The organism is Nocardia sp. NPDC005746 (genome assembly GCF_040630785.1).
Classification (GTDB): Bacteria; Actinomycetota; Actinomycetes; order Mycobacteriales; family Mycobacteriaceae; genus Nocardia.
On the sequence record NZ_JBEXYE010000008.1, the window covers coordinates 163,427 to 190,108 of the forward strand.

General features: G+C 70.0%; 26 protein-coding genes. 17 read left to right on the top strand and 9 right to left on the bottom strand.

Annotated features, from left to right (window positions below):
• Positions 1-126 precede the first annotated feature (126 nt).
• The 3 genes from ABZ412_RS17395 (at position 127) to ABZ412_RS17405 (ending at position 6,603) form a co-directional block, all read left to right on the top strand.
• Positions 127-840 (top strand): demethylmenaquinone methyltransferase, encoded by a 714-nt coding sequence (locus tag ABZ412_RS17395; protein WP_357281798.1) that lies wholly within the window; start codon positions 127-129, stop codon positions 838-840.
• A 146-nt stretch (positions 841-986) separates the two neighbouring features.
• Positions 987-5,417 (top strand): bifunctional nitrate reductase/sulfite reductase flavoprotein subunit alpha, encoded by a 4,431-nt coding sequence (locus tag ABZ412_RS17400; RefSeq protein WP_357281799.1) that lies wholly within the window; start codon positions 987-989, stop codon positions 5,415-5,417.
• A gap of 118 nt (positions 5,418-5,535) precedes the next feature.
• Positions 5,536-6,603, top strand: a complete 1,068-nt coding sequence (locus ABZ412_RS17405; protein WP_357281801.1) for an alpha/beta hydrolase family protein — start codon at positions 5,536-5,538, stop codon at positions 6,601-6,603.
• A gap of 4 nt (positions 6,604-6,607) precedes the next feature.
• Here ABZ412_RS17405 and ABZ412_RS17410 read toward each other — a convergent pair whose 3' ends face one another.
• A complete protein-coding gene (locus tag ABZ412_RS17410; RefSeq protein WP_357281803.1) occupies positions 6,608-7,642 on the bottom strand; it encodes an aldo/keto reductase in 1,035 nt (344 codons plus the stop codon).
• A gap of 85 nt (positions 7,643-7,727) precedes the next feature.
• On the opposite strand from ABZ412_RS17410, the gene ABZ412_RS17415 reads away from it, so the two are divergent.
• Complete coding sequence (locus ABZ412_RS17415; protein WP_357281805.1) at positions 7,728-8,360, top strand: TetR/AcrR family transcriptional regulator; 633 nt, start codon at positions 7,728-7,730, stop codon at positions 8,358-8,360.
• Positions 8,361-8,424: 64 nt separating this feature from the next.
• Here the strand turns inward: ABZ412_RS17415 and ABZ412_RS17420 are convergent, their stop codons facing one another.
• Positions 8,425-9,003, bottom strand: a complete 579-nt coding sequence (locus ABZ412_RS17420; protein ID WP_357281807.1) for a TIGR03086 family metal-binding protein — start codon at positions 9,001-9,003, stop codon at positions 8,425-8,427.
• A 173-nt stretch (positions 9,004-9,176) separates the two neighbouring features.
• Between ABZ412_RS17420 and ABZ412_RS17425 the strand changes: the two genes are divergently transcribed.
• Together ABZ412_RS17425 and ABZ412_RS17430 are read left to right on the top strand one after the other, a co-directional pair.
• Entirely contained in the window at positions 9,177-9,410 is a 234-nt protein-coding gene (locus tag ABZ412_RS17425) for a hypothetical protein (RefSeq protein WP_357281808.1), read from the top strand.
• An 88-nt stretch (positions 9,411-9,498) separates the two neighbouring features.
• Positions 9,499-9,753, top strand: a complete 255-nt coding sequence (locus ABZ412_RS17430; protein ID WP_357281809.1) for a hypothetical protein — start codon at positions 9,499-9,501, stop codon at positions 9,751-9,753.
• Here the strand turns inward: ABZ412_RS17430 and menD are convergent.
• Entirely contained in the window at positions 9,750-11,384 is a 1,635-nt protein-coding gene (gene menD, locus ABZ412_RS17435) for a 2-succinyl-5-enolpyruvyl-6-hydroxy-3-cyclohexene-1-carboxylic-acid synthase (protein ID WP_357281811.1), read from the bottom strand. The two genes, ABZ412_RS17430 and menD, sit on opposite strands and share 4 nt — an antisense overlap.
• An 88-nt stretch (positions 11,385-11,472) precedes the next feature.
• Here menD and ABZ412_RS17440 point away from each other — a divergent pair, with 88 nt between their 5' ends.
• Positions 11,473-12,300, top strand: coding sequence for a siderophore-interacting protein (locus ABZ412_RS17440; protein WP_357281813.1), 828 nt, complete (start codon positions 11,473-11,475; stop codon positions 12,298-12,300).
• A 100-nt stretch (positions 12,301-12,400) separates the two neighbouring features.
• Here ABZ412_RS17440 and ABZ412_RS17445 read toward each other — a convergent pair whose 3' ends face one another.
• A complete protein-coding gene (locus ABZ412_RS17445; RefSeq protein ID WP_357281814.1) occupies positions 12,401-12,847 on the bottom strand; it encodes a hypothetical protein in 447 nt (148 codons plus the stop codon).
• Positions 12,848-13,198: 351 nt separating this feature from the next.
• Here ABZ412_RS17445 and ABZ412_RS17450 point away from each other — a divergent pair, with 351 nt between their 5' ends.
• The 8 genes from ABZ412_RS17450 to ABZ412_RS17485 all read left to right on the top strand — a co-directional run bounded on the left by ABZ412_RS17450 (position 13,199) and on the right by ABZ412_RS17485 (position 19,753).
• Entirely contained in the window at positions 13,199-14,092 is an 894-nt protein-coding gene (locus tag ABZ412_RS17450) for a 1,4-dihydroxy-2-naphthoyl-CoA synthase (RefSeq protein WP_357281816.1), read from the top strand.
• A 73-nt stretch (positions 14,093-14,165) separates the two neighbouring features.
• Positions 14,166-14,558, top strand: a complete 393-nt coding sequence (locus ABZ412_RS17455) for a VOC family protein (protein WP_357281818.1) — start codon at positions 14,166-14,168, stop codon at positions 14,556-14,558.
• Positions 14,559-14,648: 90 nt separating this feature from the next.
• Entirely contained in the window at positions 14,649-15,857 is a 1,209-nt protein-coding gene (locus ABZ412_RS17460; RefSeq protein WP_357281819.1) for an inorganic phosphate transporter, read from the top strand.
• A 9-nt stretch (positions 15,858-15,866) separates the two neighbouring features.
• Positions 15,867-16,136 carry a hypothetical protein gene (locus ABZ412_RS17465; RefSeq protein WP_357281821.1) on the top strand — a complete coding sequence of 90 codons (270 nt, stop codon included), beginning with the start codon at positions 15,867-15,869 and terminating at the stop codon, positions 16,134-16,136.
• Positions 16,137-16,161: 25 nt separating this feature from the next.
• A complete protein-coding gene (locus ABZ412_RS17470) occupies positions 16,162-16,539 on the top strand; it encodes a DUF3349 domain-containing protein (RefSeq protein ID WP_357281823.1) in 378 nt (125 codons plus the stop codon).
• Between the two features lie 58 nt (positions 16,540-16,597).
• Positions 16,598-17,734, top strand: a complete 1,137-nt coding sequence (gene menE / locus ABZ412_RS17475; RefSeq protein WP_357282036.1) for an o-succinylbenzoate--CoA ligase — start codon at positions 16,598-16,600, stop codon at positions 17,732-17,734.
• A gap of 169 nt (positions 17,735-17,903) precedes the next feature.
• Positions 17,904-18,917 (top strand): ATP-binding cassette domain-containing protein, encoded by a 1,014-nt coding sequence (locus ABZ412_RS17480; protein WP_357281824.1) that lies wholly within the window; start codon positions 17,904-17,906, stop codon positions 18,915-18,917.
• On the top strand, positions 18,914-19,753 hold the full coding sequence (locus ABZ412_RS17485) for an ABC transporter permease (protein ID WP_357281826.1): 840 nt from the start codon (positions 18,914-18,916) through the stop codon (positions 19,751-19,753). Before ABZ412_RS17480 ends, ABZ412_RS17485 begins: the two co-directional genes overlap by 4 nt.
• Before the next feature lie 64 nt (positions 19,754-19,817).
• Here the strand turns inward: ABZ412_RS17485 and ABZ412_RS17490 are convergent, their stop codons facing one another.
• Positions 19,818-23,492 (bottom strand): BTAD domain-containing putative transcriptional regulator, encoded by a 3,675-nt coding sequence (locus tag ABZ412_RS17490; RefSeq protein WP_357281828.1) that lies wholly within the window; start codon positions 23,490-23,492, stop codon positions 19,818-19,820.
• A 149-nt stretch (positions 23,493-23,641) separates the two neighbouring features.
• Here ABZ412_RS17490 and ABZ412_RS17495 point away from each other — a divergent pair, with 149 nt between their 5' ends.
• Both ABZ412_RS17495 and ABZ412_RS17500 read left to right on the top strand, forming a co-directional pair.
• Entirely contained in the window at positions 23,642-24,097 is a 456-nt protein-coding gene (locus ABZ412_RS17495; protein WP_357281829.1) for an SRPBCC family protein, read from the top strand.
• Positions 24,098-24,157: 60 nt separating this feature from the next.
• Complete coding sequence (locus ABZ412_RS17500) at positions 24,158-25,027, top strand: 1,4-dihydroxy-2-naphthoate polyprenyltransferase (protein WP_357281831.1); 870 nt, start codon at positions 24,158-24,160, stop codon at positions 25,025-25,027.
• Between the two features lie 23 nt (positions 25,028-25,050).
• Here ABZ412_RS17500 and ABZ412_RS17505 read toward each other — a convergent pair whose 3' ends face one another.
• From ABZ412_RS17505 to ABZ412_RS17520, 4 genes are all read right to left on the bottom strand, one after another.
• On the bottom strand, positions 25,051-25,431 hold the full coding sequence (locus ABZ412_RS17505; RefSeq protein ID WP_357281832.1) for a phage holin family protein: 381 nt from the start codon (positions 25,429-25,431) through the stop codon (positions 25,051-25,053).
• Positions 25,432-25,498: 67 nt separating this feature from the next.
• Positions 25,499-26,089, bottom strand: coding sequence for a Clp protease N-terminal domain-containing protein (locus tag ABZ412_RS17510; protein ID WP_357281834.1), 591 nt, complete (start codon positions 26,087-26,089; stop codon positions 25,499-25,501).
• Complete coding sequence (locus ABZ412_RS17515; protein ID WP_067817856.1) at positions 26,089-26,310, bottom strand: helix-turn-helix domain-containing protein; 222 nt, start codon at positions 26,308-26,310, stop codon at positions 26,089-26,091. The genes ABZ412_RS17510 and ABZ412_RS17515 overlap by 1 nt, the downstream gene beginning before the upstream one ends.
• A gap of 68 nt (positions 26,311-26,378) precedes the next feature.
• Positions 26,379-26,612, bottom strand: a complete 234-nt coding sequence (locus tag ABZ412_RS17520; RefSeq protein WP_357281836.1) for a hypothetical protein — start codon at positions 26,610-26,612, stop codon at positions 26,379-26,381.
• Between the last annotated feature and the right edge of the window lie 70 nt (positions 26,613-26,682).

Sequence of the window (26,682 nt, forward strand, 5' to 3'; positions counted from 1 at the left end):
TTCGCGGCCCGTCTCGTTCTGGACCGAGCGGAGCGGGGGAGCGAAGCGGAGGAGCGGAGAGAGGGAGAACGAGACCTCCAGGGCCGCGAACCCGCCCGGAGCGAAGCGGAGGGCAAAATAAGCACCGTGGCGAAAATCAGGCAGCGGGAGTCGTTTCGGGCCCAGCTGGACAAGCAGCCGGGCGAAGTCGCGTCCATGTTCGACGGAGTGGCCAAGCGGTACGACATCACCAACACGGTGATGACCGGCGGCATCGACCGGTACTGGCGGATGGCGACCCGGAAAGCCCTGGCGCTGCGGCCCGGCGAGCGGGTGCTCGACCTGGCCGCCGGAACCGGTGTTTCGACCGTGGAGCTGGCCAAATCCGGGGCCTGGTGCCTGGCCGCCGACTTCTCCCAGGGCATGCTCACGGCCGGACGCTGGCGCAATGTGCCCATGGTCGCCGGTGACGCCATGGCCCTGCCCTTCGCCGACGACTCCTTCGACGCCGTCACCATCTCCTACGGGCTGCGCAATGTGTCCGACCCGGACCTGGCGCTGCGTGAGATGCTGCGCGTGACCAAGCCCGGCGGGCGGCTCGTGGTGGCCGAGTTCTCCACCCCCACCCTCCCGCCGTTCCGGACGGTCTACATGGAGTACCTGATGAAGGCGCTGCCGCGGGTGGCCAGCGCGGTCAGCTCCAACCCGGACGCCTACGTGTACCTGGCCGAGTCCATCCGGGCCTGGCCCAACCAGCCGCAGCTGGCGATGCGGATCGCGGACGCGGGCTGGTCGGCGGTGAAGTGGCGCAATCTCACCGGCGGCATCGTGGCGCTGCACCGCGGCTACAAACTGGGCTGACGACCGCCTCCGACCTGTGGCGTTGCTCACGGCAGCGACCCGCGGTCCCCACCTCACAGCCCTGGAAAATGGCTGTGAGGTGGATTGTCATCTGCCGATAACTTTCGGTAAATCCCCCGCAACTCGGGGTGGCTTAACTCGGAACCATGCCCGAACAGCCGACGCCCCCGACGAGCACCCGGACCGCGTGCTCGTACTGCGGGGTGGGCTGCGGCATCACCGTGGAAACCAAGATCGGCGCGCTCGGGCTGCCGGTGATCGCCAAGGTCAAGGGCGACAAGGAGCACCCGGTCAATGCGGGACGACTGTGCACCAAAGGCAACACCCACGCCGAGATGATGGCCGCGCCCGGCCGCATGGAGACCGCGTACCGCCGCCCCGAACGCGGCCAGCCGCCCGTTCCCATGCCGGTCGACGAGGCCGTTCACGAAGCCGCCCAACGACTTCGCGTGATCCTCGACACAGATGGACCGGACGCCATCGCGCTGTACGTGTCCGGTCAGCTGTCGATCGAGGCCCAGTACCTGGCCACCAAACTCGCCAAGGGCCACCTGCGCACCGTGCACATGGAAGCCAATTCACGGCTGTGCATGGCCAGCGCGGCCAGCGGTTACAAGCTGTCACTGGGCGCGGACGGGCCGCCCGGCTCCTACGACGACCTCGACCACGCCGACCTGTTCTTCGTGATCGGCGCGAACATGGCCGACTGCCACCCGATCCTGTTCCTGCGCATGGCCGATCGGCTCAAGGCGGGAGCGAAACTCATCGTGGTGGACCCGCGGCGCACCGACACCGCCGCGCGCGCCGACCTGTTCCTGCAGATCAAGCCGGGCACCGATCTGGCACTGCTGAACGGGCTGCTGCACCTGCTGGTCGAGAACGGCGACATCGACGCCGAATTCATCGCCGAGCACACCGAGGGCTGGGAGGACCTGCCCGAATTCCTGGACGCCTACACCCCGGACCTGGTCGCCCAGATCACCGGGCTCGCCGAGGCCGACATCCGGACCGCCGCCGAGTGGATCGGCGCGGCCGGCGAGTGGATGTCGCTGTGGACCATGGGAATCAACCAGTCCACGCACGGCACCTGGGCCGCCAACGCCATCATCAACCTGCACCTGGCCACCGGCGCCATCTGCCGCACCGGCAGCGGGCCGTTCTCCCTCACCGGGCAGCCCAACGCCATGGGCGGACGCGAAATGGGTTACATGGGACCGGGACTGCCCGGCCAGCGCAGTGTGCTCGCCGCCGCCGACCGGGCCTTCGTGGAAGCCGAATGGGGACTGGAACCCGGCACCATTCGCGCCGAGCCCGGGCCCGGGTCGATCGAGATGTTCCGCGGCCTGGCCGACGGGCGGATCAAGGCCTGCTGGATCATGTGCAGCAATCCGGTCGCCTCCATGGCCAACCGGCGCACCGTGATCGCCGGGCTGGAGGCCGCCGACCTGGTGATCGCCCAGGACGTGTACACCGACACCGCCACCAACGCCTACGCCGACCTGCTGCTGCCCGCCACCCTGTGGGCGGAGGCCGATGGCGTGCAGGTGAATTCGGAACGCAACCTGACCCTGCTGCAGCGCTCGGTCGAGCCGATCGGCGACGCCCGGCCCGACTGGCAGCTCATCGCGCAGATGGCGACGGCGCTCGGCTTCCCCGGCTTCGACTACGCCTCCAGCGCCGAGATCTTCGACGAGATCCGCCGCTTCGCCAACCCGGCCACCGGATACGACCTGCGCGGCATCGACTACGACCTGCTGCGCGCCGGGCCCGCGCAATGGCCCTGCCCCGATCCGGCCCAGCGGCGCAACCCGATTCGCTATGTGAACGACGGTGTCAGCCAGACCCGCTTCACCGACGCGGACGGGAACACGCCCCGCCTGGCCTTCGCCACCGCGAGCCGCAAGGCCGTCTTCTGGCCGCGCCCGCACCTGCTGCCCACCGAGATGCCCGACGAGGACCACCCGTTCGTCCTCAATACCGGCCGCCTGCAACACCAGTGGCACACCATGACCAAGACCGGGAAGGTGGCGAAACTGAACAAGCTCAACGGCAAACCGTTCCTGGAACTGCACCCCGACGACGCCGCCCGCCTCGAGGTCCGCGACGGCGACCAGCTCGAGATCGCCTCCCGCCGCGGCCGCGCCGTGCTGCCCGCCCTGCTCAGCGACCGCGTCCTGCCCGGCACCTGCTTCGCGCCCTTCCACTGGAACGACGAACAGGGCGAATACCTGACCATCAACGCCGTCACCAATGACGCGGTGGACCCGATCTCGCTGCAACCGGAGTTCAAGGCCTGCGCGGTGCGCCTGCGCAAGGTCGCGGCGCTGAGCACGGCGAGGACCGGCGACCCCGAGACGGAAACGGACGCCGCCGAACGGATTCCGGCCGCGCCCGAGATCGGCGGCGCACCCGTGCCCGCGAGCGGCGGCGTGGATCTCGGCGCCCCGCATCCGCTGGCGGTCATGCTCGGGCTGGAGTCCGCCACCGCGCCCACGCTCAGCGAGGTCGAGCGCATCTACCTGGGCGGGTATCTCGCGGCGCTGCAGAGCCTGCCGGTCAGCGGGGTACCGGTGCTGCCGGTGACCGCGCCCATCTCCGACCGCAGCCGGGCGTGGATCGACGGCCTGCTGGGCGGGATGTACTCCCGTGGCGCGCAGCCGCTCCCGGCCGGGTTCGCGGAGGCGTCGATCGGATTCGCGGCGGATGTGGGCGCCGGTTTCACCGGCCGGTCCGACGGCGGCGAGAGCGCGGAGGCTCCGGCGCGGACCGTCGCGATCCTGTGGGCCTCGCAGACCGGAACCGCGGAGGATCTGGCCGCGGCCCTGACGACTCATCTGGTGGAGTCGGGCTTCGCGCCGCGGCTCCTGGACATGGACTCGGCCGAACTGTCCGATCTCACCGGGGATGTGCTGGTCATCAGCAGCACCTTCGGCGACGGCGGGCCACCGGACAATGGCGCGGACTTCTGGGAACGGTTGAACGACAGCGCGATCCGGCTGACCGGGATGCGCTTCGCGGTGTTCGCGCTCGGCGACTCCTCCTACGACGACTTCTGCGGCCACGGCCGCAAGCTGGACGAACTGCTCGCCAAGCGCGGCGCGACCCGGCTGCTGCCGCGCGTGGACAGCGAGCCCGACCACGAGGACGTGTCCGCGGCCTGGTTCGACGCCGTGACCGGCGTGCTCGCGGACGCAGCGGGCGATGCGGCCATCGACGGCGGGAACCGGGGCGGGTCCGGTGTGGGACCGCGGGGCGGACATTCCACGCCGCCCTTCGGCGCTCCGGGCGGCCGGGGTTCCGGCGGCGCGTCCGTTGGCGACACGCCCACCTGGAACGCTGCCGGTAGTGGCGGCGCGGGCGCTTCGAGTCCGCTCGGACACGGTGCCGGCGGCCCCGGAAGCGGGCGGGGCGCAACGGCTGTCGCTCCGGGTCGGGCCGGCACCGCCGCGCCTTTCACCCGGAATTCTCCGGTGCTCTCGAAACTGGTTCGCAATGAATTGCTTTCCCGCGAAAGTTCCGGGAAAGAGGTGCGGCAGTTCGGGTTCGATCTGAGCCATCCGGAAACCACCTACGAGGTCGGGGATTCGCTGGGCATCCGGCCCGCGAATTGCGAGTCACTGGTGCGGGAATGGCTGGCGGCGACCGGTCTCCACGGCCACCGGCTGATCGAGATCGACAATGGCGAGCTACCGCTGGCCGAGGCGCTGCGCACGCATTACGACATCACGCGGGTGAGCACGGATCTGTTGTCGTTCGTGGCCGAGCACAATGCCAATCCACGCCTCGCCAAGCTGTTGCGCCGGGACAATCGCAATGAGCTGGACGGATATCTGTGGGATCGGCAGGCGGTGGACGTGCTGCGCGATTTCCCGGTGCGGGCCGATCTGGTGGAGTGGCTGGGCGCGCTGAAGAAGCTGCAGCCGCGCCAGTATTCGATCTCGTCGAGTCCGCTGGTGAGCCCGGACGAGGTGCAACTGACGGTCGGCGTGGTGCGCTACGGCGATCCGGCGGCCATCGGGTCGGCGGCCCGGCGCGGCGGCGTGAGCTCGACCTTCCTGGCCGATCGCGCCCATTCCGAGGTGCCGATCTTCCTGCAGCGGGCCCCGCACTTCCGGCCGCCGCTGGACCCGACCGCGCCGATGATCATGGTGGGCCCGGGCACCGGCATCGCACCGTTCCGCGGCTTCCTGCAGGAGCGCCGGGCGCTGGGGTGCCCGGGCCGCAACTGGCTGTTCTTCGGCGATCAGCACGCGAAGGACAATTTCTATTACCGGGCCGAGCTCGAGGACATGTTCCGCTCCGGTTTCCTGACCCGGCTGGATCTGGCGTTCTCGCGCGATCAGCGGGAGCGGATCTATGTCCAGCACCGCATGATCGAGCACGGCGCGGAGTTGTGGGCGTGGCTGCGGGAGGGCGGGCATTTCTACGTGTGCGGTGACGCCGCGCGGATGGCGAAGGATGTGGACGACACCCTGCTGAAGATCGCGCGCATTCACGGCAAGCTGGGTGAGGACGGCGCGCTGGCGTTCAAGAAGCAGCTGGTGGCGGAGAAGCGGTACGTGCGCGACGTGTACTGACTGGTTCGATTCCGGCACCCCAAATGTGAAACTGTGGTATTTGTAACTCGCCCGTCCAGTCTCACAGGCGGGCGAGCCGTCCCCGCGACGGCTGCCAGCAGCACGAAGGGCCGGGAGCGTGAACGGTCGGATCAGTCGAATCACCGGACGAATCGCGGTAGCGGCCCTCGCGGCCGCCGCGACCCTGAGCCTGGGCTGCGTGCCCGCCGGCGCGGACCCCACCGCCGCCCCCGTCGCCCCCGGCGTCAGCGTCCCCGACTTCAAGACCGAGGACGGCTCCTACATCAAGAGCGTCGCGGCCACCGACAGCCGCCACGTCGTCTTCACCGTCTACTCCGCGGCCATGAACCAGACCTTCCCGGTCGATGTCCAGCGCCCGGCCGACACCTCCGAACCCGCGCCCACTCTGTATCTGCTCAATGGCGCGGGCGGCGGCGTGGACGCGGCGACCTGGCAATTGCGCACCGACGCACTGGATTTCCTGTCCGACAAGAACGCCAATGTCGTGCAGATCATCGGCGGCGCGTTCAGCTGGTACACCGACTGGATGCAGGCCGACAAGTCGCTCGGCGTGAACAAGTGGTCCACCTACCTCGGCAAGGAACTGCCGCCGCTGATGGACGCGGCGCTGGGCAGCACCGGCAACAACGCCATCGCCGGGATCTCCATGGCCGGTCTGCCCGTGCTGAATTCGGTGATCTTCAACCCCGGCCTGTTCAAGAGCGCCGCCGTCTACAGCGGCTTCTTCCAGACCACCACGCCGCTGGCCCGCGAGGCCATCAAGATGGTCACCGAGCTCTACGGCGGCGGCAAGGTCGAGAACATGTGGGGCCCCGAGGGCGGCCCGATGTGGGCGGCCAACGACCCCACCCTGAACGCCGAGAAACTGCGCGGCACCAACCTTTTCATCTCCACCGGCAACGGCATCCCGGGCACGTTCGACATGCCCGGGGCGCGCGGCCGCATGGAGAAGCCCGAGGACACCGCCAAGACCGTCGCGCTGGGCTCGCTCATCGAGGCCAATTGCGAACTGTCCACGGTGATCCTGCAGAAGCGCCTGGAATCCATGCGCATTCCGGCGACCTTCGAATTCCGCAGCAGCGGCACCCACATCTGGGGCTACTGGCAGGACGATCTGAAGGCGTCGTGGCCGGTGCTCGCGCAGGGTCTGTTCCCGCCCGCGTAACCGCCTACACGACAGGCGGATTGACGCGCGCGAAGTCCCCCAGCCGGTAGTACGGGTAGTAGGGGTAGGGCGGCGTCACCGCGCTCACCTTGTCCAGGCGGGCGATCTGCTCGGCGTCGAGGCTCCAGCCCACCGCGCCCAGATTCTGGCGCAACTGCTCCTCGTCGCGCGCGCCGACGATGACGGTGGCCACGGTCGGGCGGCGCAACAGCCAGTTCAGGGCGATCTGCGGGACGGTGCGGCCGGTTTCGGCGGCGATCTCGTCGAGCACGTCGACCACGTCGTAGAGCAGCTCGTCGTCGACGGGCGGGCCGGCCTCGGCGGTCTTGTGCAGGCGGCTGCCGGGCGGAAGCGGTTGGCCGCGACGGATCTTCCCGGTGAGCCGCCCCCAGCCGAGCGGGCTCCAGACCACCGCGCCGACGCCCTGGTCCAGGCCCAGCGGCATGAGCTCCCATTCGTAGTCGCGCCCGGCGAGCGAGTAGTAGACCTGGTGCGCGACATAGCGCGGGAAACCGTGCCGGTCCGCGGCGGCCAGGGATTTCATCAGCTGCCAGCCCGCGAAGTTGGAGGCGCCGACGTAGCGGATCTTGCCGGAGCGCACCAGCGAGTCGAGGGCCGAGAGCACTTCCTCGACGGGCGTGCCCGCGTCGAAGGCGTGCAGCTGGAACAGGTCGATGTGCTCGACGCCGAGCCGGCGCAGCGAGCCCTCGACCGCCGAGATCAGCCGGGCGCGGCCGGATCCCGCGTCGGCCGGGCCTGGCCCGGTGGGCAGGGTGGCCTTGGTCGAGATCAGCAATTGGTCGCGGCGGCCCCGGATCGCCTCGCCCAGTACCTCTTCCGAGGCGCCGTCCGAATAGACGTCGGCGGTGTCGAACAGGGTGACGCCCGCGTCCAGGCTGATGTCCACCAGGCGGCGGGCCTGAGCCGCGTCGGTGTCGCCCCAGGCCGAGAAGAGTTCGCCGCGGCCGCCGAAGGTGCCCGCACCGAAACTCAGGGCCGGAACCAGCAGACCGGATGCGCCGAGCCGGCGGTACTCCATGATCACCACTCCTAACGGAACAAAAGTTTCATTAACACCAGGGACGCTACACTCGTCTCGCCGCAAACGGAACTGGAGAACCGTTATGAATCAGGACACAGCGAGCCCCGGCTCGGTTCGCCCCGGTGGACGCACCGCGCGCGTCCGCGAATCCGTGCTGCGCGCCGCGGGCGACCTGCTGGCCGAACGCGGCTACGCCACCCTCGATCTGGCCGAGGTCGCGGCCCGCGCCGAGGTCGGCAAGACCACCGTCTACCGCCGCTGGCGCAGCCCCGCCGGACTGGTCTCGGATCTGCTCGCCGACATGGCCGAAACCTCACTCCCCCACAGCGATACCGGCACCCTGCGCGGCGACCTGCTCGCCAATGCGCGGCTGGTCGGGAAGACCCTCACCGACCCCCGGCAGGGCCGCCTGTTCCGGGCCGTCATCGCCGCCGCCACCAGCGACGACACCGCGGCCGCGGCGCTGCGCGCCTTCTACGACACCCGGCTCACCGAATGGTCGCCATGCGTCGAAGCCGCCGCCGCGCGCGGCGAGGTTCCGGCCGGAACCGACCCGCGCGCAGTGCTTTCCGCCGTCTCCGCCCCGCTCTACTACCGCCTGCTGGCCAGCGGCGACCCGGTCGACGACGCCACGATCACCGCCGCGGCGACGGCCGCCGCCCTCGCCGCCGAACGGGGCGTATTCGTCTCCGGCGCCGGGCGATCCGCGCCCTGAGTCTTCTGTCCAGGGGCGTGGGCGCGACCCCTCGCCGCGCCCACGGCCCGGCTCCGAGCCCCGATCAGTCCCGGGTCCAGGCCGGATCGCGGCCGGTCAATCCCAGGACGCGGTCCAGCAGCGGCGCCTCGGCCGGAATGTCGACCACGGGCCCGAAGAGTCCCGGGACGCCCTCCCTCGGGGTGTCACGCAGCATGCCCAGCAGCACCGCGAGATCCGCGTCGGCCGGATCGTAGGGTCGCGCCGTCGCGCGGGCCAGGTCCCAGCCGTGCACGATCAGCTCGTCCAGCGCGAACTCGGCCATCGTCCGAGCGGGGGCGAGGACGCCGCCGACCTCGGTCTGCCCCGACCACGCGGCCGGTTCGCGCCAGGCCGCCACCAGTGCCTTCAACTGCGCCGGAATACGGTCCCGCCAGTCCTCGGGCAGGGTCCCGGCACCGGGCTCGGGCGGCTGCGAGCGGCCGATCATCTCCTTGGTGGCGCCCTGCCGGAAGCCCTCGGTGAAGCCGAGCACGTGGACCAGCATGTCGCCAACGCTGATCCCGGACGGCGTGCGGCGCTCGAGGTCGGCGGCGGAGACGGCGGCGACCACCGCCTCCAGCCCACCCGCGGCGGCTTCCAGATCGAATTCCGGAGTGGTCATGGTTCCTCCCGGAGGCATGCCGAACCGCCGGTGCGGCCCGGTCGGTCATAAGGACGGGGCGGGGCCGCGGAATTCATCGCCGGGCGCGCGAATGCGCTTGCACCGCCGCGTCGCAACCGGTTCGTTAGGTGCGATCAGCGGCGAAAAGCCCTGGTGGGGAGGAGAATTGATAGATGAAGGGTGATCGTGTGGAGATCGTCGTCGACACCGGCGACGGGTCTCGGAACTACGAAATCGTGGCCACCAGAGCGGGCCGCCGCATCGAAACCCGCATCGCGCGCGGGATTATCGAAGTCAGTGAGGTGACCAGAACCGGGGGTCCAGTACGTACTGCCCGCTTCATGGCCGGGCGGGTACTCGCCCTGGTCGAGCATCCCGCCGACGACGGCCCCCAACCCGGCGAGTGACGCCCGGCGGCGGTTGCCGATCGCCGTGAGCAGGGGCATTCTCGAAGGTGGCCGCCTGCACGACCCCACCGGCAGAGAGGAGCCAGCGATGATCGATCGAATCGACGCGGTGCCCGAGGCCGACTACGTCGAACAGCACATCCCCGCCTTCCCGGCGGACGAGCCCTACCCCGATACCGACGCCTACCCGGACCGCGACGTACTCGCCGATCGGGTCCTCGAATCCGATACCGAGATCACCCCGCTGCCCGCCGACGACAACGGCTGGACCGCGTCCGAGGGCGACCTCGTCGAGCAGGCGATCCCCGTCCCGATGGGCGACGACTGGGACCTGCCCGGCTAGTTCGACACTCCCGCGCGCACGGTGGCGTGCAGTTCCCGCAGGCTGGACCGCTCGGTCGCGACCTCGAGCACGCGGATGCCGTGCGCGCGGCCGGTCAGCTCGTCGGCCAGCTGGGACGGGTCGACCTGGCGGTGCGGAATCCGGTAGGCGGCGCACAATGCCGCCAGATCCATGCCGTGCGGGGTGCCGAAGACCCGCTCGAACACGCCTGCGTACTGCGGGTCGCCCTGTTCGAGCAGTTCGAAGATGCCGCCGCCGTCGTCATTGGCGACCACGATGGTGAGATCCTCCGGCCGCGGCTCGCCGGGGCCGATGAGCAGGCCGGACGCGTCGTGCAGGAAGGTCAGGTCGCCCATCAGCGCGATGGTGCGGCCGGGATGGGTGAGCGCCGCGCCGACCGCCGCCGAGACGGTGCCGTCGATGCCGGCCACGCCGCGATTGGACAGCACCCGGATGCCGGGGCGCGGGTGCGCGACCAGGGCCGCGTCGCGGACCGGGTTGGACGCGCCGAGCAGCAGCTGGTCGCCGTCCTGCAGGGCGCCGAGCACCACCGCCGCGACGTGCAGACCGGTCGGCTTCGGGTGTCCGGCCAGCTCGGCCCGCACCACCGACACGGCCTTCTCGTTCAGATCCCGGCACAGCTCCAGCCATTCCGGCCGGGGCGCGCCGTGCGTCACCGCGCGGGTGCCGGTGCCCACCACATTGCCGGACACATCGGGCCAGCGCGGGCCCGTGGTCAGCGCGAACACGGTGACCTCCGGGTCGGCGAGGACCTTGGACACCTGCCGGTGCAGGGTCGGCCGGCCGGTGATGATGGCCTGCTTCGGCTTCAGCAGCGGCAGGGCCAGCGGATGCAGCGCCGGGCCGTGCATGGGCGCGGTCGGCTCGGCCACGGTCGGCAGCGCCGCGAGTTCGGGGCGATGGCCCGCGCCGTGACCGGAGATGACCACGGTGTCCGGGGTCAGGTCGATGTCGAGCGGGACGTCCAGGGTCGCGTATTGGGTTGCGGTCCAGGGCTGTTCGCCAACCCGGCCGGCGGGCAGCGCGTCGCCGGGCGCCAGGTCCGGGACCAGCGGTTCGCGCAGCGGGATGTCGAAGTGCACGGGTCCGGCATTGCCGGAGCGGGTGCCGCGGGCGGCGGCCAGCACCCGGCACACCGCCGAGCGCCACACGCTGTTCTGCTTCGGGTACAGCTCGGCGCCGGGCTCGTCCTCGGCCAGTCCGAGGCTGATGGCGGCGCGCACCTGGCTACCGAACAGACCGAACTGCTCGACCGTCTGGTTCGCGCCGGTGCCGAGCATCTCGTAGGGCCGGTTGGCGCTGAGCACGATCAGCGGAACGCGGGCGTAGTTGGCCTCGAGCACGGCGGGCCCGAGATTGGCGACGGCGGTGCCGGAGGTCATCACGACGGGCACCGGGCGGCCGCTCGCCACGGCCAGGCCGACGGCGAGGAATCCGGCGCTGCGCTCGTCGATGCGCATGTGCAGCCGGATCTTCCCGGCCTGGTCAGCGGCTTGTAAGGCGAAGGCCAGCGGCGCGTTTCGCGATCCCGGGCACAGGACCACGTCTCGCACTCCGCCGCGCGCGAGCTCGTCGACGACGACGTGCGCCTGTGCTGTCGATGGATTCACGCCTCCAGCCTCTCAGACAGCCCGGCCGGGCGCTGCGTCGGCCCGATCACACCTATACTGAAAAGTTAGGGTTTGCTAACCTAATCGAATGGCGAAGCGCAGCAAGCATGTCAAGCCCGAACACCGGGAAATCCTCACCGCCGAAGTACTGGCCAGCAAACGGATCAGCCCGCACTTCGTGCGGGTCACCCTGGGTGGACCGGGCCTGACGGGCTTCACCGCCATGGGCTTCGACCAGTGGTTCCGGCTGTTCATGCCGGGCCGCGACGGCGACCTCCGCCTGCCCACCTCGGCCACCAACCTCGGCTGGTACGCGCAGTACCTGATGATGGGCAAGGAACACCGGCCGCTGGCCCGCAACTACACCGTCCGCGACTACCGGGCCGCCGGATTCGGCGAATACGGCAGCACCGCCGAGATCGACATCGACTTCGCCATCCACGGCGACGACACCCCCGCCTCCGCGTGGGCGAACACCGTCACCCCCGGCTGCAAGGCCGGACTGCTGGACGAGGGCATCACCTACCAGGCCCCCGACCACTGCGAGTGGACGCTGCTGGTGGGCGACGAAAGCGCGCTGCCCGGCATCGCGGGCGTGCTGCGCTCGCTGCCGCGTGAGGCGAAGGGCGCGGCCTACATCGAGATCCCGTCCGCCGAGGACAAGCAGGAACTGGGCGAGCCCGCGGGCGTCACGGTGAACTGGCTGGTCCGCACCGACGCGCACGGCGAGGTCGGGGTGCTGGCCGCGGAGGCCGTGCGGCAGGCCGAGATTCCCGGCACCGGCGTCTACGCCTTCGTGGCGGGCGAGCAGAAGTTGGCAGCCGGCGTGCGGCGGCATCTCGCGCAGGAGCGCGCGATCCCGAAGGCGGACATCACCTTCACCGGCTACTGGCGGGTCGGCAAGTCCCAGGGATGAATCGGTCGCGAGTGCCCCCGAACCACCTCGCGGGCATTCGCAATGACCTCAGACGGACCCCGTTCGCGGCCCCTCGCCGGGCCGCGAACCGGTCGGTTGATTAACCAGCGTGACGCTGAACCAGGTCACCCAGGCGCGGAAGAGCCTCGGCGACATGCTTCTTCGCCGACGAGCGCATGGAGTTGTAGACCTTGGTCAGCGCCGGACGCGACGAGGCCTCGGCCCGCGCGTCGGTGACGGCGAGCAGTGCGTCGGCGACCTCGTCCTGCTTGGACACCAGCAGATCGGCGAACGAACCCGAGCCGCCGTTCTGGTACTCGGCCCAGTACGGCTCCAGCTGCTCGACGAACTTGGGCACGAAGGACTCCAGCGCGTCACCCACGATCGAGGGGCTGACCTTCTTGATCGCGGCGTAGCCGCCCTTGACGACGAGGCCCGACGCGCCGCCCTTGTCCGACACCTCCCCGTCCAAAACCTTCTCCGCATCCGCGATGAAGGCGGGACGCTTGGCGTCATCGAGCAGGGATTCAGACAGTGCTGCAACCACTTTCAGGTTCCTCCGGATAGTTTTTCGATGAACGAGCGCACGCAACTATACGCACCGGTGTCCCCACGCACACGATGCCAATGCGCCGCTACTGCCACAGCAGCAACAGCACTGTAAAGCACCCGCAATCGATTGGCAGCGTTTCACTTTCGGCGACTGTTCCCCGGTCGTTCATTTCCCCACGGGTAACAAGTGACCGCTTTGGCCTTCGGACGGTCCATCGGCTAACGATCAGCGCCCTTGCCGGATGGCCGAATTCCGCCGCCGCAATTCCGGGTGACCTGCGAAACACCGCGCCGAACTGCGGTGGGTCTTCACCACGGCGAGAACCGGAACAGTATGTTCACTCCCGTGACCTTCAATGCGACGCTGTGGCGGCCCGTTCCGGGATTCGAGAACCTCACCGACATCACGTACCACCGGCACGTCGAGCAGGGCACGGTCCGGATCGCCTTCGATCGCCCCGAAGTCCGCAACGCTTTCCGGCCGCACACCGTCGACGAGCTCTACCGCGCCCTCGACCACGCCCGGATGACCTCCGACGTCGGCGCGGTCCTGCTCACCGGGAACGGCCCCAGCCCCAAGGACGGCGGCTGGGCCTTCTGCTCCGGCGGCGACCAGCGCATCCGCGGCCGCAGCGGCTACCAGTACGCCTCCGGCGAGACCGCCGACACCGTGGACGCCGCCCGCGCCGGACGCCTGCACATCCTCGAGGTGCAGCGGCTCATCCGCTTCATGCCCAAGGTGGTCATCGCCCTGGTCAACGGCTGGGCCGCGGGCGGCGGGCACAGCCTGCACGTGGTCTGCGACCTCACCCTCGCCTCCCGCGAGCACGCCCGGTTCAAGCAGACCGACGCCGATGTCGGCAGCTTCGACGGCGGATACGGCAGCGCCTACCTGGCGAAGATGGTGGGACAGAAGTTCGCTCGCGAGATCTTCTTCCTGGGGCGGCCGTACACCGCCGAGGAGATGCACGCCATGGGAGCGGTCAACGCGGTCGTGGATCACGAGCAGCTCGAAGACGTCGCGCTGGAGTGGACGGCCGACATCCTGGGCAAGTCGCCCCAGGCCATCCGGATGCTGAAGTACGCGTTCAACCTTCAGGACGACGGACTGGTCGGTCAGCAGCTGTTCGCCGGAGAGGCGACGCGACTGGCCTACATGACCGACGAGGCGGTGGAGGGCCGTGACGCGTTCCTCGAGAAGCGCGACCCGGACTGGACGCCGTACCCCTACTACTTCTGACGCTCCGGAACTCGCGGGGCCTTCGCCCCCGAACCTTCGGGTGCGGCAAACGACGAGCTGTCATGCTGCACTCATGGAGATACTGAGCAGTCGGGTCATTCTCCGGCCGAGCGATTACGAGCGGACCCTGGCCTTCTATCGGGACGCGCTGGGGCTGGCCATCGCTCGCGAGTATCCGGGCGGGACGGTCTTCTTCGCCGGGCAGGGACTGCTCGAGGTGGCCGGGCACGGGCGCGCGGGCGACGCGCCGAGCGGGTTCGCGGGGGCGATCTGGTTGCAGGTGCGTGACTGCGAGGACGCCGCCGCGGAACTCGCGCTGCGCGGGATCGCCATCGACCGCGCGCCCATGCGCGAACCCTGGGGACTGATCGAGATGTGGCTCCGCGACCCCGACGGCGTGCCGCTGGTGCTCGTGGAGATCCCGGCGAATCATCCGATCCGGCGAGACATCCGGGGCGACGACTGAGGCCCGCGGGCCTTAGCACGAAGGTAACTGTGAAACACGTCCGGGGCACCGGTTAACAGACCGTAAAGACCATGACGCAAACTGATCGGTGTGTCTGCCGAACTGCTCGTTCTGCTGATCGTTGTTTGCACAGCCTTGGCGTTCGACTTCACCAACGGATTCCATGACACCGCGAACGCGATGGCTACCTCCATCGCCACCGGGGCGTTGCGGCCGCGTACCGCCGTACTCCTGTCCGGGGCGCTGAATCTCATCGGGGCTTTCCTCAGTGTGGCCGTCGCGGCGACGGTGGCCTCGGGCATCGTCGACCTGTCGGAGGTGAGCGGACGGGCCCTGCTCGACATCGTCTTCGCGGGTCTGGTCGGCGGCATTCTGTGGAATCTGTTCACCTGGCTGTTGGGTTTGCCGTCCAGTTCCTCGCACGCCCTGTTCGGCGGCATCATCGGCTCGACACTGGCCGCTCTGGGCCTGCACGGCGTGATCTGGACCGCGGGCAGCAAAGGCGTCATCGCCAAGATCATCATCCCGGCGGTGCTCTCCCCCGTCGTGGCCGCGCTGGTCGCCTCGGCCGCCTCCTGGCTGGTGTACCGGATCACCAGCGGCAGCAACGAGAAGACCGTGTCCCGCGGTTTCCGCTGGGGACAGATCGGCACCTCGTCGCTGGTCTCGCTCGCGCACGGCACCAATGACGCGCAGAAGACCATGGGCATCATCTTCTTGGCGCTGATCGCGCACGGTTCGGCCAAAGCCACCGATCCGCTGCCGCTGTGGGTCATCGTGTCGTGTGCCGTCGCCATGGCCGCGGGCACCTGCCTGGGCGGCTGGCGCATCATCCGCACCCTGGGCAAGGGCCTGGTCGACATCGCGCCGCCGCAGGGCTTCGCCGCCGAATCCACCAGTGCGGCGATCATTCTCACCTCGGCCCACTTCGGCCTGCCGCTGTCCACCACGCAGGTGGTGACCGGATCCATCCTCGGCTCCGGCATCGGACGGCCCGGCGCGGAGGTGCGCTGGAACGTGCTCGGCCGCATGGTGGTCGCCTGGGTGCTGACACTGCCGCTGGCCGGTGTGGTCGGCGCGATCTGCTGGGCCATCCTGCACGGCATCGGCGGCACGGTCGGCGTGCTGGTGGTCTTCGGGCTGCTGATCGCCATGGCCGCGCTGATCTGGTACCGCTCCAAGCGCGCCGAGGTGAACTCGCACAACGTCACCGCCGACTGGGAGGGCGCGCCCGCTCCGGCCGCCCCCGCGGCGCCGGCGCAGCCCCACCGCAATGACGACACCGTCGGAATCGGCTAGGAGACCGCGATGCACACCCTGCTCTCCAACCTCTCCGACCTGTGGCGAGTCGTGCTCGCCGCCATGCTCTTCGGGGCCGGGCTGCCCACCGTCTTCGCCGTCGGCATCCGCTGCCGCGCCCACGTGGACGACGGCGCGACCGGGGCCACCCGTACCGCCGCGCTGGTCGCCTCCACCGTCTGCTTCGCGGTGGTCATGATCGCGGTGGTGGTCGGTGTGCTCTTCATCGCACGCGGCTTCCTCGCCACCCGACTCGGAATTCACCTGCTCGGCGCGTGACGCCGCCTCATCGAAAGGCACGCTCGTGAGTACCCCCGAACAGCCGACCCCGCCCGTCGCCGACCCGGCCCCCGCCACGCCGCCGCGCCAGAACGTGCTGCAGAAGGTGCTGGACTGGCTCAAAGCCGGATATCCGCAGGGCATCCCGCAGTCCGATTACGTGGCGTTGCTGGCCGTCCTGCACCGGCGGCTCACCGACTACGAAGTGCACCTGGTGGTGGAGCGGCTGGTCCGGGACCGGGTCGCGACCCCGGATATGGATCGCGAGGACATCGAGCGCGCCGACATCGAGGCGGCCATCGCCCGAGTTGCCAAGGAGCAGCCCGGCGAGGACGATATCGCTCGGGTGGCCTCCAGGCTCGCAGCCGGCGGTTGGCCGCTGGCGACACCGACGTCCGACTGACCGCACTAGACGGAATGACACGATCGCGAACGTGAGCAATACCCTCCGAACCCTTCCCATGCCCACCGGCGCAGCGGTGGGCGAAGTATTGCCGCATCTGCGAGAAGCCTTGGAGGGCAACGGCCCGGCCTGGCTGCCCGTCCCCACCGCCGACCGCCGCGAGACCCAGCGCCTGAGTTCCAGCCTGCGGCCCGGCGAGGCCATCGACGAGGAAGTGGCCCTGGTGGTCACCACCTCCGGCACCACCGGAAACCCCAAGGGCGCCATGCTCACCGCCGCCAATCTGCGGGCCAGCGGCGACGCCACCCACGAGCGCCTGGGCGGTCCCGGACAGTGGCTGCTGGCGCTGCCCACCCATCACATCGCGGGCATCCAGGTGCTGCTGCGCAGCATTCTGGCCGGGACCGAACCGGCCGTGCTCGACGTCTCCGGCGGCTTCCTGCCCGAGGCCCTGGTCGGCGCGATCGCCGGCATGCGCGGCCCGCGCCGCTACACCTCCCTGGTCCCGACCCAGCTGATCAAGGCCCTCGACGAGCCGGCCGCCACCGCCGCCCTGGCCGGACTCGACGGCGTACTGGTCGGCGGGGCCGCCACCCCGAAACCCGTGCTGGACCGCGCCCGCGCCGCGGGCATCACCGTCTTCCGCACCTACGGCATGAGCGAGACCTGCGGCGGGTGCGTGTACGAGGGAGTACCGCTGACGGGCACCGAGGTACGCATCGAGGACGGGCGGGTGCTGCTCGGCGGCGACATGATCGCCAGGGGCTACCGCAATATCCCCGACCATCCCGCCTTCGCCGAACCCGGCTGGTTCCGCACCGAGGACGCGGGATTCGTCGAGGACGGCGTGCTCACCATCACCGGCCGCCTCGACGAGGCCATCATGACCGGCGGGCTGCTGGTCATCCCGCAGGTCGTCGAGGCCGTGCTGATCACCCACCCCGCGGTCTCCGAATGCGTGGTCCTCGGCCTGCCCGACGACCGGCTCGGCCAGCGGGTGGCCACCGCCATCGTCCCGGCCCCCGGGGCCAGCGCCCCCACCCTCGACGAACTGCGCGACCACGTGGTCGCCGAACTCGACGCCATCGCCGCCCCGCGCGAGCTGGCGGTGCTCGACGAACTGCCGCTGCGCGGGCCCGGCAAGCCCGACCGCGCCGCCCTCCGCCGGCTCCTGCTGGCCGCCTCACCCAACTGACACTCGATCGATCCGGGCCCGCCCATCCGCCGATGGACGGGCCTTTTCGCTGCTCAGGGCATCCCTGGAACCCCGTGCAAGCGGCCCTTGCGCCGGCTCGCGACGCCCTTGCGTGCGCGTGCAATCGCCGTGCAAGCGGGGTGCAAGGCGCGGTCCGCAAGGTGTAGCCATGACTTCTTACACACCTGCTGAGACGCTCGCCATCGAGGCGGACGGCCTGGTCAAGGTCTTCGGGGAGCAGCGGGCCGTCGACGGCGTCAGTCTCGCGGTGCCGCGGGGGGCTGTCTACGGCGTGCTGGGCCCGAACGGGGCCGGCAAGACCACGACCATCCGTATGCTCGCCACCCTGCTCCGCCCGGACGGCGGCAGCGCCCGCATCTTCGGCCGCGACGTGGTGGCCGAACCGACCGCGGTCCGCTCCCTGATCGGCGTGACCGGCCAGTACGCGTCCGTCGACGAAAAGCTCACGGCCACCGAGAATCTGGTGATCTTCTCGCGACTGCTCGGCCTGTCCCGGGCCGAGTCGCGACGCAAGTCCGCCGAACTGCTCGAGGAGTTCGGCCTGACCGAGGCCTCCGACAAGGCGCTGGAGAACTTCTCCGGCGGCATGCGGCGGCGCCTCGACCTGGCCGCCAGCCTGATCGCCCGGCCGCCGCTGCTGTTCCTCGACGAACCGACCACCGGCCTGGACCCGCGCACCCGCGCCCAGATGTGGGACACCATCCGGCGGCTGGTGCGCGACGGTTCCACAGTGCTGCTCACCACGCAGTACCTGGACGAGGCCGATCAGCTCGCCGACCGGATCGCGGTCATCGACCGCGGCAAGGTCATCGCCGACGGCACCTCCGACCAGCTCAAGTCCTCGGTCGGCCTGTCCACCCTGCAACTCACCCTCGCCGACCGCGACCGCATCGACGAGGCCCGGATCCTGGTGGGCGAGTACCTGTCCCGCGCCGCGGGCCGCGCCGTCGAGGCCACCATCACCCCCGAGGCGGGCCGCGTCACCGCGCCCCTGCCCGACCCCTCCATCACCACCGACGTCCTGATCCGGTTGCGCGATAACGACATCCGCATCGACGAGATCAATGTCGCCAAGCCCAGCCTGGACGAGGTCTTCTTCGCCCTCACCGGGCACGGCGCCGAGGACGAGACCGACAACGACACCGAACGGAGCGCGGCATGACCACGACTCTCACCGCCCCCACCGGGCGGCACGCGGCCACCGCCGCCCCCATCCCCGAAGTCTCCAACCACATCCCGTTCCAGCAGACCGTGGCGAACTCGCTCACCATGGCCTACCGCGGGATCGTCAAGATCAAGCACAATCCCGAGCAGCTGTTCGACGTCACCGTGCAGCCGATCCTGTTCACCGCCCTGTTCGCCTACATCTTCGGCGGCGCCATCGGCGGCAACGTGCACGACTACCTGCCCATCCTGATCCCCGGCATCCTGGTCCAGACCGTGGTGCTGACCTCGGTCGTCACCGGCACCCAGCTGCGCGAGGACATGGACAAGGGCGTGTTCGACCGCTTCAAATCCCTGCCCATCGCCCGTATCTCGGCGCTGGCCGGCGCGCTCATCGCCGATATGGTCCGATACGGGCTGGCCACCACGCTGACCATCGGCATGGGCCTGATCCTCGGCTACCGTCCCGCCGGCGGCGTGGCCGGTGTCGTGGTCGCCGGACTGGTCGTGGTGTTCTGCTCCTTCGCGATCAGCTGGATCTGGGCGCTGATCGGCATCACCGGCAAGAGCGCCCCGGCGGTCCAGGGCATGTCCATGATGATCATGTTCCCGCTGACCTTCATGTCCGGCGCCTTCGCCCAGGTGTCCACCATGCCCGGCTGGCTGCAGGGCATCAACAAGGCCAACCCGGTCTACTACATGGTCGAGTCCGCCCGCGAGCTGATGAACGGCAACGTCTACAGCTCGAACCTGGCCTGGTCGCTGATCGGCTCGGTCGTGGTCATCCTGGTCTTCGCGCCGCTCGCGGTGCGGGCCTACATGCGCCGCGCCTGACCCGCTCGAAAGATGCGCCCGCCCACCGGAATCCGGTGGGCGGGCGTTTCTCGCGGGTCCGGGATCAGAGCACGCCGTCGAGCTCGCCCAGGAGCTCGATGATGCGCTCGGCGGCCTTGCGGCGGCCCAGCCCCGCGACCGAGTGCAGCGCGGCGTCCAGCCGCTCGTCGCCCTGTGTCGAGCGGTGCAGGTCGAGATGCCGGGTCCAGCGCATGGATGGATAGTCCTGGCGACCGAAGACCCGCTGCGACAACGCCAGCAGCTCCAGACCGCGATCGACCTCCGAACCGGTGGCCAGCAGGCAACTGCCGACCGCGCACGCCACCGAACCCAGCTGCGGCAGGTCCCAGTACTGGCCCAGCTTGCGGACCGCGATGTCGGCCAACTCGGCGGCCATCCGGCGGACCAGGTCCGCGCGGCCGTGCAGGACATGCGCGTCGATGGTCACCGAGGCCAGGATCATGTCGCCGGGGCCGGGCACGGTGACGCTCTCCGGCCAGTCCAGCAAGGGCAGCACCTGCCGGAACCGGCGTAACCCGGTGTCGGTGTCGCCTTCGACGAGTTCGATTTCCGCGAGCGCGGCCGCCACCACGGCCAGCCGGTGATTCGGCTGGGTCACGGGCGCATCGACCGCGGGAATGCCGCCGTAGGAGCCCAGCACCGGCTCCAATGCCCGCCGCGCCGCCGCCGGTTCGCCCGAACCCGCCAGCGCCACGGCCAGATAGCTGCGCATCTCGACGCTCTCGTCCCAGGCCCGGAATTCCTCCATGAGCTCGACGGTCCGGCGGTAATAGCCGACCGCCGCCGGGTACCGGCCCGACTGACCGTGCAAGCTGCCCAGGTGCTGGGAGGTCATCGCCGAGTTCCAGATGTCACGATCGGCATTGATGCGCATGGCGGTCTCGGCGTCGCGGATCGAGCCGTACACGATGCCACTGTTCTCACACAGGTTGGCGCGCAACAACAATGCCGTGACCTGGATCTGCTGATCGCTCGACCGGGTGCCGTAGGCCAGCCGCCTGGCCAGTTGCATGGTGGTGTACGACCGCGTCACCAGTTCGCCGAGAAAACGGAACACCGGGCTCATCGGAGCGCCGGAGCTCAGGGTGCGGCGGATCCAACCGCGGACCGTCGCCACCTCGCGCAGCTCGGGATTGCCGAACAGCATGTGCAGGCCCAGCATCAGATTGCCCAGCACCTGCAGATCGGTCTCCGCGGCGACCGGCGGGCGGACGCGGGCCGGCACCGTCATGATCCGCCGCGACCAGCTGATCAACTCCATGTGCGCGCCACGCAGCACCCACAATCCCGCCAGCACCGGGAACACCGTGTGCACCACGGCCGCGTCCCGGCGCTCGACGGCGTGCCGCAGCACCGCGACCAGGTTGTCCTGTTCATCGGACAGGGTCAGCACGGTGGAGATCTGTTCGGGCGATTGATAACCGGCCACCGTCTCCACCGCGAAAGCCCTGGCCCACTCCGACATCCGGTCCATCAGCGGACCGGCCTCACCGGTGAGGGCGAGCTGCTCGTCTCCGAATTCCCGGACCGTTTCCAGCATCCGGTAGCGGGTGCCGCCCTGTTCGTCCTCGAGCACCGTCAGCAGGGACTGGCTCACCAGACCGTCGACCGCCGTGGGGACATCGCCGATCTCGGGTCCGGACAGCACTGTCTCGGCCGCGGCGAGGGTGAACCCCGCAGGAAATCGGCACAGCCGGCGCAGCGCGATGCGCTGCGGCTCGTCGAGCAGGTTCCAGCTCCACTCGATCACCGCGTACAGGGTGCGGTGCCGCTGCGGCGAACTGCGATCACCGCTGCGCAGCAGGGTGAATCGGTGATCGAGGCGGGAGTCGATCTCCTCCACGCTCATGGTGCGCACCCGCGCCGCCGCCAATTCGATGGCGAGCGGCAGACCGTCCAGGGTGCGGCACAGTCGGGCCACCACCTCCGGGTCCAACCGCACCGACGGCCGCACCGAGCGGGCGCGGGCCTCGAACAGTTCGGTGGCGGGCGAGCCGGCGGAGTCGATTGTCAACGGCGGCAACGGGTAGACGGCCTCGGCCGTGATCTCCAGCGGCGCGCGGCTGGTGGTGAGCACGGTCAGCTGCTCGCTGGCGCCGACGAGGTCGGCCACCAGTTCGGCCACCGGCTCGATCAGGTGCTCGCAGTTGTCGAGGATGAGCAGGGTCGGCCGCACCGCCAGCGCGTCCCGCAGCCGCTGGCCGATATCACGGCGGCGCTGCTGGATCAGCATGTTCGTTTCCCAGTCGGCGACGCCGAGGGTGGCCGCGATGGCGACCTCGATCTCGGCTCGCGTGTCGGCCGCGCCCGCCGCATCGGCGCGCAGCGAGGCCAACTCCACCAGAGCCACCGCGGTGTCGTGGGACAGGCGCGCGCCCAGCTCATTGGCGACGCGGGTCTTGCCGGTGCCGCCCGGGCCGAGCACCGTGGTCACCCGGGAGCTCCGGACCAACTGCTCGAGCCGCTCCAGATCGGATTCGCGGCCCAGCAAGGGATTCGGCGCGACCCGCAGGCCGATGGCGGTCTCCCCCACCGGTTCCCGCGCACCCGCGGCGTGCTGTGCGCCCAGCACTCGGCGGAGAGAACGTACCTGTCCGGCGGTCACTGGTGTGTCGGCCAGGGCCGAGCCCGAATCCTCCTGCGCGCGAACCGCGATCACCCCGGAACCGTTGCCGTGCCGGCGACCGAGGCGGTCGTGGTCCGCGGGTTCGGGCGCCCCGCTCATCGAGCCGGGCCCGTGACCCGCTGCGTTGCCGCGCCCCTCGGCATGACTCCGCCCGGGCGGATACCCCGCTCCCGTGACATGGCCCTGGACCGACGGATCGCCGTCATCGTCCGAATAGCTGGGGACCGCAATGATTCTCGTGTCCGGCCCGCCGCGGCCCGGAGCCGAGCTCCTCGGCACGGCGGGCGCGCCGGGGAGTGGTTCGCCGCGCAGGATGGCGGTGTTCAGCGCCACCAGCGCGGGGCCCGGGTCCGCGCCGAGCTGGTCGACCAGGCGGGTGCGCAGGGTGGCGAAGACATCGAGGGCCTCGTTGACGCGGCCCGCGGTGGCCAGCAGGCGCATGAGGGTGGCGTGCGCGGGCTCGTCGAACGGGTCGGCGGCCACGGCGTGCTGGGCCAGTTCGATGGCGGCGGGCAGATCGCCGATGGCCTCGCGGGCGGTCAGTTCCAGGGTGTCCAGGGCGCGGCGGCGGGTCGCGGCCTGAGCGGCCAGGTCCTCGGCGACCGGTCCGGGCGGCAGGTCCGCGCCGGGTTCGCCGCGCCACAGGGCGCGGGCGGCGGCCAGCAGTTCCAGGCAGGCGGCATGGTCACCGGCGGTATGGGCTTGGCGGGCTTGCCTTTCGAGGGACCGCGCCAGACTCAGGTCGACCTGGTCGGCGGTCAGCATGAGCCGGTATCCGGCCGGGCCGATCTCGAGCACACCGTCGGGCAGCGCCGAACGCAGCCGCGAGACCTGGGTGTGCAGGGCGTTCATCGGCGCGCGCGGCGGATCCTCGCCCCACACCTCGTCGATCAGGGCCTGCGCGCTGCGGCTGCGGCCGGGGTGCACGGCCAGGGCCGCCACCAGCAGCCGGGCCCGGGCTCCGGGTACAGCGGCGAGCGCGCCGTCGCGGCGCAGGGCGATCTCACCCAGCAGTGCCACCAGGATCGAGTCGCCCACATCCGCCACCCGCGCGCTGCCCGCGCCGCTCGAACTGCCTTTTTCCGAATTCATTCCCAACCAATCGTAGGTGAGCGATCCCGCTGCCGCCGGACGCGCCGGGCCGCGAGCGCGGGTACCGGCTTACCCGAGCGACCGGACTCGCGGCCACCGGTTTTGCCGAGGGTCGGCCGTCGGCGGGCGGCAGCACCTAGGCTCTGGACATGGCCGAATTCGACATACAGCGGGAAACGGTCATCAAGGCCGATCCCGCTCAGGTTCAGGCGCTCGTCGACGACTTCCACCAGTGGCGCAAGTGGTCGCCGTGGGAGGACGCCGACCCCGCCATGGAACGCACCTACAGCGGGGCCGACCGCGGTATCGGGGCCCGCTACTTCTGGAACGGCAACCGCAAGGCCGGGCGCGGCGATATGGAGATCACCTCCGCCACCGCGGACGCCATCGGCATCAGACTGCACTTCGAGAAGCCGTTCAAGGCCACCAACCAGGTCACCTTCGAATTCCGCCCGCAGGGTGACACCACCGCCGTGACCTGGCGCATGCGCGGCGAGCAGAACGGCCTGATGGCCCTCGTCGGCAAACTGATGCCGATGGATCGCCTGGTGGGCAAGGACTTCGAGAAGGGCCTGGCCCAGCTCAAGGCCGTCGCCGAGACCTGAGCCACACCGCCGTCGAACTGGACGGGCACGGCCCGCGCCCCTCGCATTAGGCTGCGGTGCATGGCTACAGCAGCACAGTGGATCGAGGGCGCGCGGCCGCGCACCCTTCCGAACGCCATCGCCCCGGTGCTGGCGGGCACCGGCGCCGCGGCCTCGGTCGGCGGGTTCGTGTGGTGGAAAGCGGTGCTGTGCCTGCTGCTCTCGGTGGCGCTCATCATCGGCGTCAACTACGCCAACGACTACTCCGACGGCATTCGCGGCACCGACGACGAGCGGGTCGGCCCGCTGCGGCTGGTCGGCTCCAAGCTCGCGAGTCCGGCCGCGGTGCGCAATGCCGCCATCGCCTGCCTCACGATCGGCGCGATCATCGGGCTGGTGCTGGTGTTCACCACCGCCTGGTGGCTGATCCTGGTCGGCGCGGCCTGCCTGGCCGGAGCCTGGTTCTACACCGGCGGCCGGAACCCGTACGGGTACAGCGGCTTCGGTGAGATCGCCGTGTTCGTGTTCTTCGGCCTGGTGGCGGTGCTGGGCACCGAGTTCGTGCAGGCCGGGCGGGTCGACTGGGCGGGGCTGGTGTGCGCGGTGTCGGTCGGCGCCTTCTCCAGCGCGGTGCTGGTCACCAATAATCTGCGCGACATCCCCACCGACACCGAGTCGGGCAAGCTCACCTTGGCCGTGCGGCTGGGCGACGCCCGCACCCGCACCCTGCACCAGGTGCTGATCCTGGTCCCGTTCCTGGCACTGGCCCTGCTGGCCTGGAGAAGTCCCTGGACCCTGGCCGCGCTGGTCGCGCTGCCGGCGGCGGTGAAGGCCAATGAGCCGGTCCGGTCCGGCGCGAACGGGCCGGGTCTGATTCCCGCCCTCGCCGGAACCGGTCAGGCGATGCTGATCTGGTCGATCGTGGTGGCCGCCGCGCTGGCCATCGGCTGACCCGCGCGGACGGTCCGCGGTGCTCAGTCCTCGTCGGGGACCAGGACGCCGAGCACCCAGTTCACCAGCGAGATGATGATTCCGCCGAGCACCGCGGCCCAGAATCCGTCCACCCGCAGGCCGTACTCCGTGGTCTCGGTGATCTTCGCGGTCAGCCACAGCATGAGCGCGTTGATCACCAGCAGGAACAGGCCCAGCGACACCACGATGAAGGGGAACGAGAGCACCTTCACGATCGGTTTCACGAGCGCGTTCACGATCGCGAACACGACCGTGATGGCGGCGATCACCAAGATCTTGCTCTGGGTGGTGTCCTCGGGGGTCTTGATCTCGATGCCGGTCACCCAGGCGGCGGCCAGCCAGATGGCCACCCCGTTGATCAGCAGACGTATCAGTAGCGTCATGCCCCGATCGTAGGGCGAGATCGGCGCGGCGGCCGGATATCGCGAACCGGCCGGACGGTGGCACCGGTCAGGCCGCGCGATCCAGGTACCCGGTCACCGCGTCGCGCAGGGTGCGGACCGCGTCGTCGTCGCCGAGCAGGCGGCGGGTGACCGGGTTGGGCGCGCGCAGCACGGCCAGCACCATGTGCCCGGCCTCGATGCGGTCGGCCTTGCGGGCCAACGCCTCCCGCAGCGACAGCTCGACGATCTTCTTCGAATCCGAGGTGAAGGGAATGTGGCCGCGCGGGCCGCCTTCCGCCCCCCAGTACTTGCGCCAGCGCGAACCCTCGGGGGGAACGGCCGCCTCGTCGAGGGCGTTCTCGCCGAAGGTCGCCTCGAGGCTCTCCCGGACGGCGTCGAGATCGATGCCGATGGAGCGCAGGGCCTCCGCGTCCTCGGCGCCGAGCGGTTCCCCGGTCCGCTTGCGGGCCAGCGCCTCTCGCACGTCGTCGGCGGCGAGGCCGTGCGCCGCGAGGATTTCCCGCAGGCCTCCGTCCGGGCAGACCAGCAGCCCGAGCAGCATGTGCTCGACCTCGATGGTCGAGGAGCACAGATCGCGCGCTTCCTCCTGGGCCAGGACGACCGCGGTGCGGGCGGGTTTGGCGAATCGTTCGAACATCAGCGGATACCGCCCTTCCGGTTGTACTTCTGGTGGACCGCCTGCCGGCTGACCTCGAGCGCGTCGGCGATGGCTTGCCAGGACCAGCCCTGCCTGCGGGCATTGGTGACCTGGATGGCCTCGAGTCGCTCGAGCAACCGGCGCAGTGCGAGCACCGCGCGGAGCCCGACCTGGGGGTCGGGGCTGCCGGCGGCGGCCGCCAGAGTCGTTGCTTCACTCATGATTGTCAATTTACGTTGACACTCACGGCGCGTCAACGAAAATTGACAATCAGGAAGGGTTTTCGCCGTCAGCAGAAGGGGACGAACGGGGCGTAGTCGCGCACGCAGCCGTCGGTCCAGTCCCACAGCTCGTCAGGGTCGGCCGGGATGCCGTTCTGCAGCCGCAGCCGCCAGCCGCCGGGCACCTTCTCCCACAGATCGCCGTCACGGTCCTTGTAGAGACCGAACGCGGACGGCTCCCAGGCGTTGATCTTCGTGCTGCGCTGCGTGGTGATGGCGCTGCCGCGCGCCGATGAGATCACCCATGGCCCGACTGCGACATTCACATCTCCGGCCGACCGCGGTTGCTGCCCCAACTCGACTCCCCATTTG

Excerpts from the sequence above, each read along its gene's own strand:
- ABZ412_RS17400 (WP_357281799.1), top strand. The coding sequence starts at position 987 with ATGCCCGAACAGCCGACGCCCCCGACGAGCACCCGGACCGCGTGCTCG.
- ABZ412_RS17410 (WP_357281803.1), bottom strand. The coding sequence starts at position 7,642 with ATGGAGTACCGCCGGCTCGGCGCATCCGGTCTGCTGGTTCCGGCCCTG.
- ABZ412_RS17415 (WP_357281805.1), top strand. The coding sequence starts at position 7,728 with ATGAATCAGGACACAGCGAGCCCCGGCTCGGTTCGCCCCGGTGGACGC.
- ABZ412_RS17420 (WP_357281807.1), bottom strand. The coding sequence starts at position 9,003 with ATGACCACTCCGGAATTCGATCTGGAAGCCGCCGCGGGTGGGCTGGAG.
- ABZ412_RS17425 (WP_357281808.1), top strand. The coding sequence starts at position 9,177 with ATGAAGGGTGATCGTGTGGAGATCGTCGTCGACACCGGCGACGGGTCT.
- ABZ412_RS17430 (WP_357281809.1), top strand. The coding sequence starts at position 9,499 with ATGATCGATCGAATCGACGCGGTGCCCGAGGCCGACTACGTCGAACAG.
- ABZ412_RS17440 (WP_357281813.1), top strand. The coding sequence starts at position 11,473 with ATGGCGAAGCGCAGCAAGCATGTCAAGCCCGAACACCGGGAAATCCTC.
- ABZ412_RS17455 (WP_357281818.1), top strand. The coding sequence starts at position 14,166 with ATGGAGATACTGAGCAGTCGGGTCATTCTCCGGCCGAGCGATTACGAG.
- ABZ412_RS17465 (WP_357281821.1), top strand. The coding sequence starts at position 15,867 with ATGCACACCCTGCTCTCCAACCTCTCCGACCTGTGGCGAGTCGTGCTC.
- menE (WP_357282036.1), top strand. The coding sequence starts at position 16,598 with ATGCCCACCGGCGCAGCGGTGGGCGAAGTATTGCCGCATCTGCGAGAA.
- ABZ412_RS17480 (WP_357281824.1), top strand. The coding sequence starts at position 17,904 with ATGACTTCTTACACACCTGCTGAGACGCTCGCCATCGAGGCGGACGGC.
- ABZ412_RS17485 (WP_357281826.1), top strand. The coding sequence starts at position 18,914 with ATGACCACGACTCTCACCGCCCCCACCGGGCGGCACGCGGCCACCGCC.
- ABZ412_RS17490 (WP_357281828.1), bottom strand. The coding sequence starts at position 23,492 with ATGAATTCGGAAAAAGGCAGTTCGAGCGGCGCGGGCAGCGCGCGGGTG.
- ABZ412_RS17495 (WP_357281829.1), top strand. The coding sequence starts at position 23,642 with ATGGCCGAATTCGACATACAGCGGGAAACGGTCATCAAGGCCGATCCC.
- ABZ412_RS17500 (WP_357281831.1), top strand. The coding sequence starts at position 24,158 with ATGGCTACAGCAGCACAGTGGATCGAGGGCGCGCGGCCGCGCACCCTT.
- ABZ412_RS17505 (WP_357281832.1), bottom strand. The coding sequence starts at position 25,431 with ATGACGCTACTGATACGTCTGCTGATCAACGGGGTGGCCATCTGGCTG.
- ABZ412_RS17510 (WP_357281834.1), bottom strand. The coding sequence starts at position 26,089 with ATGTTCGAACGATTCGCCAAACCCGCCCGCACCGCGGTCGTCCTGGCC.
- ABZ412_RS17515 (WP_067817856.1), bottom strand. The coding sequence starts at position 26,310 with ATGAGTGAAGCAACGACTCTGGCGGCCGCCGCCGGCAGCCCCGACCCC.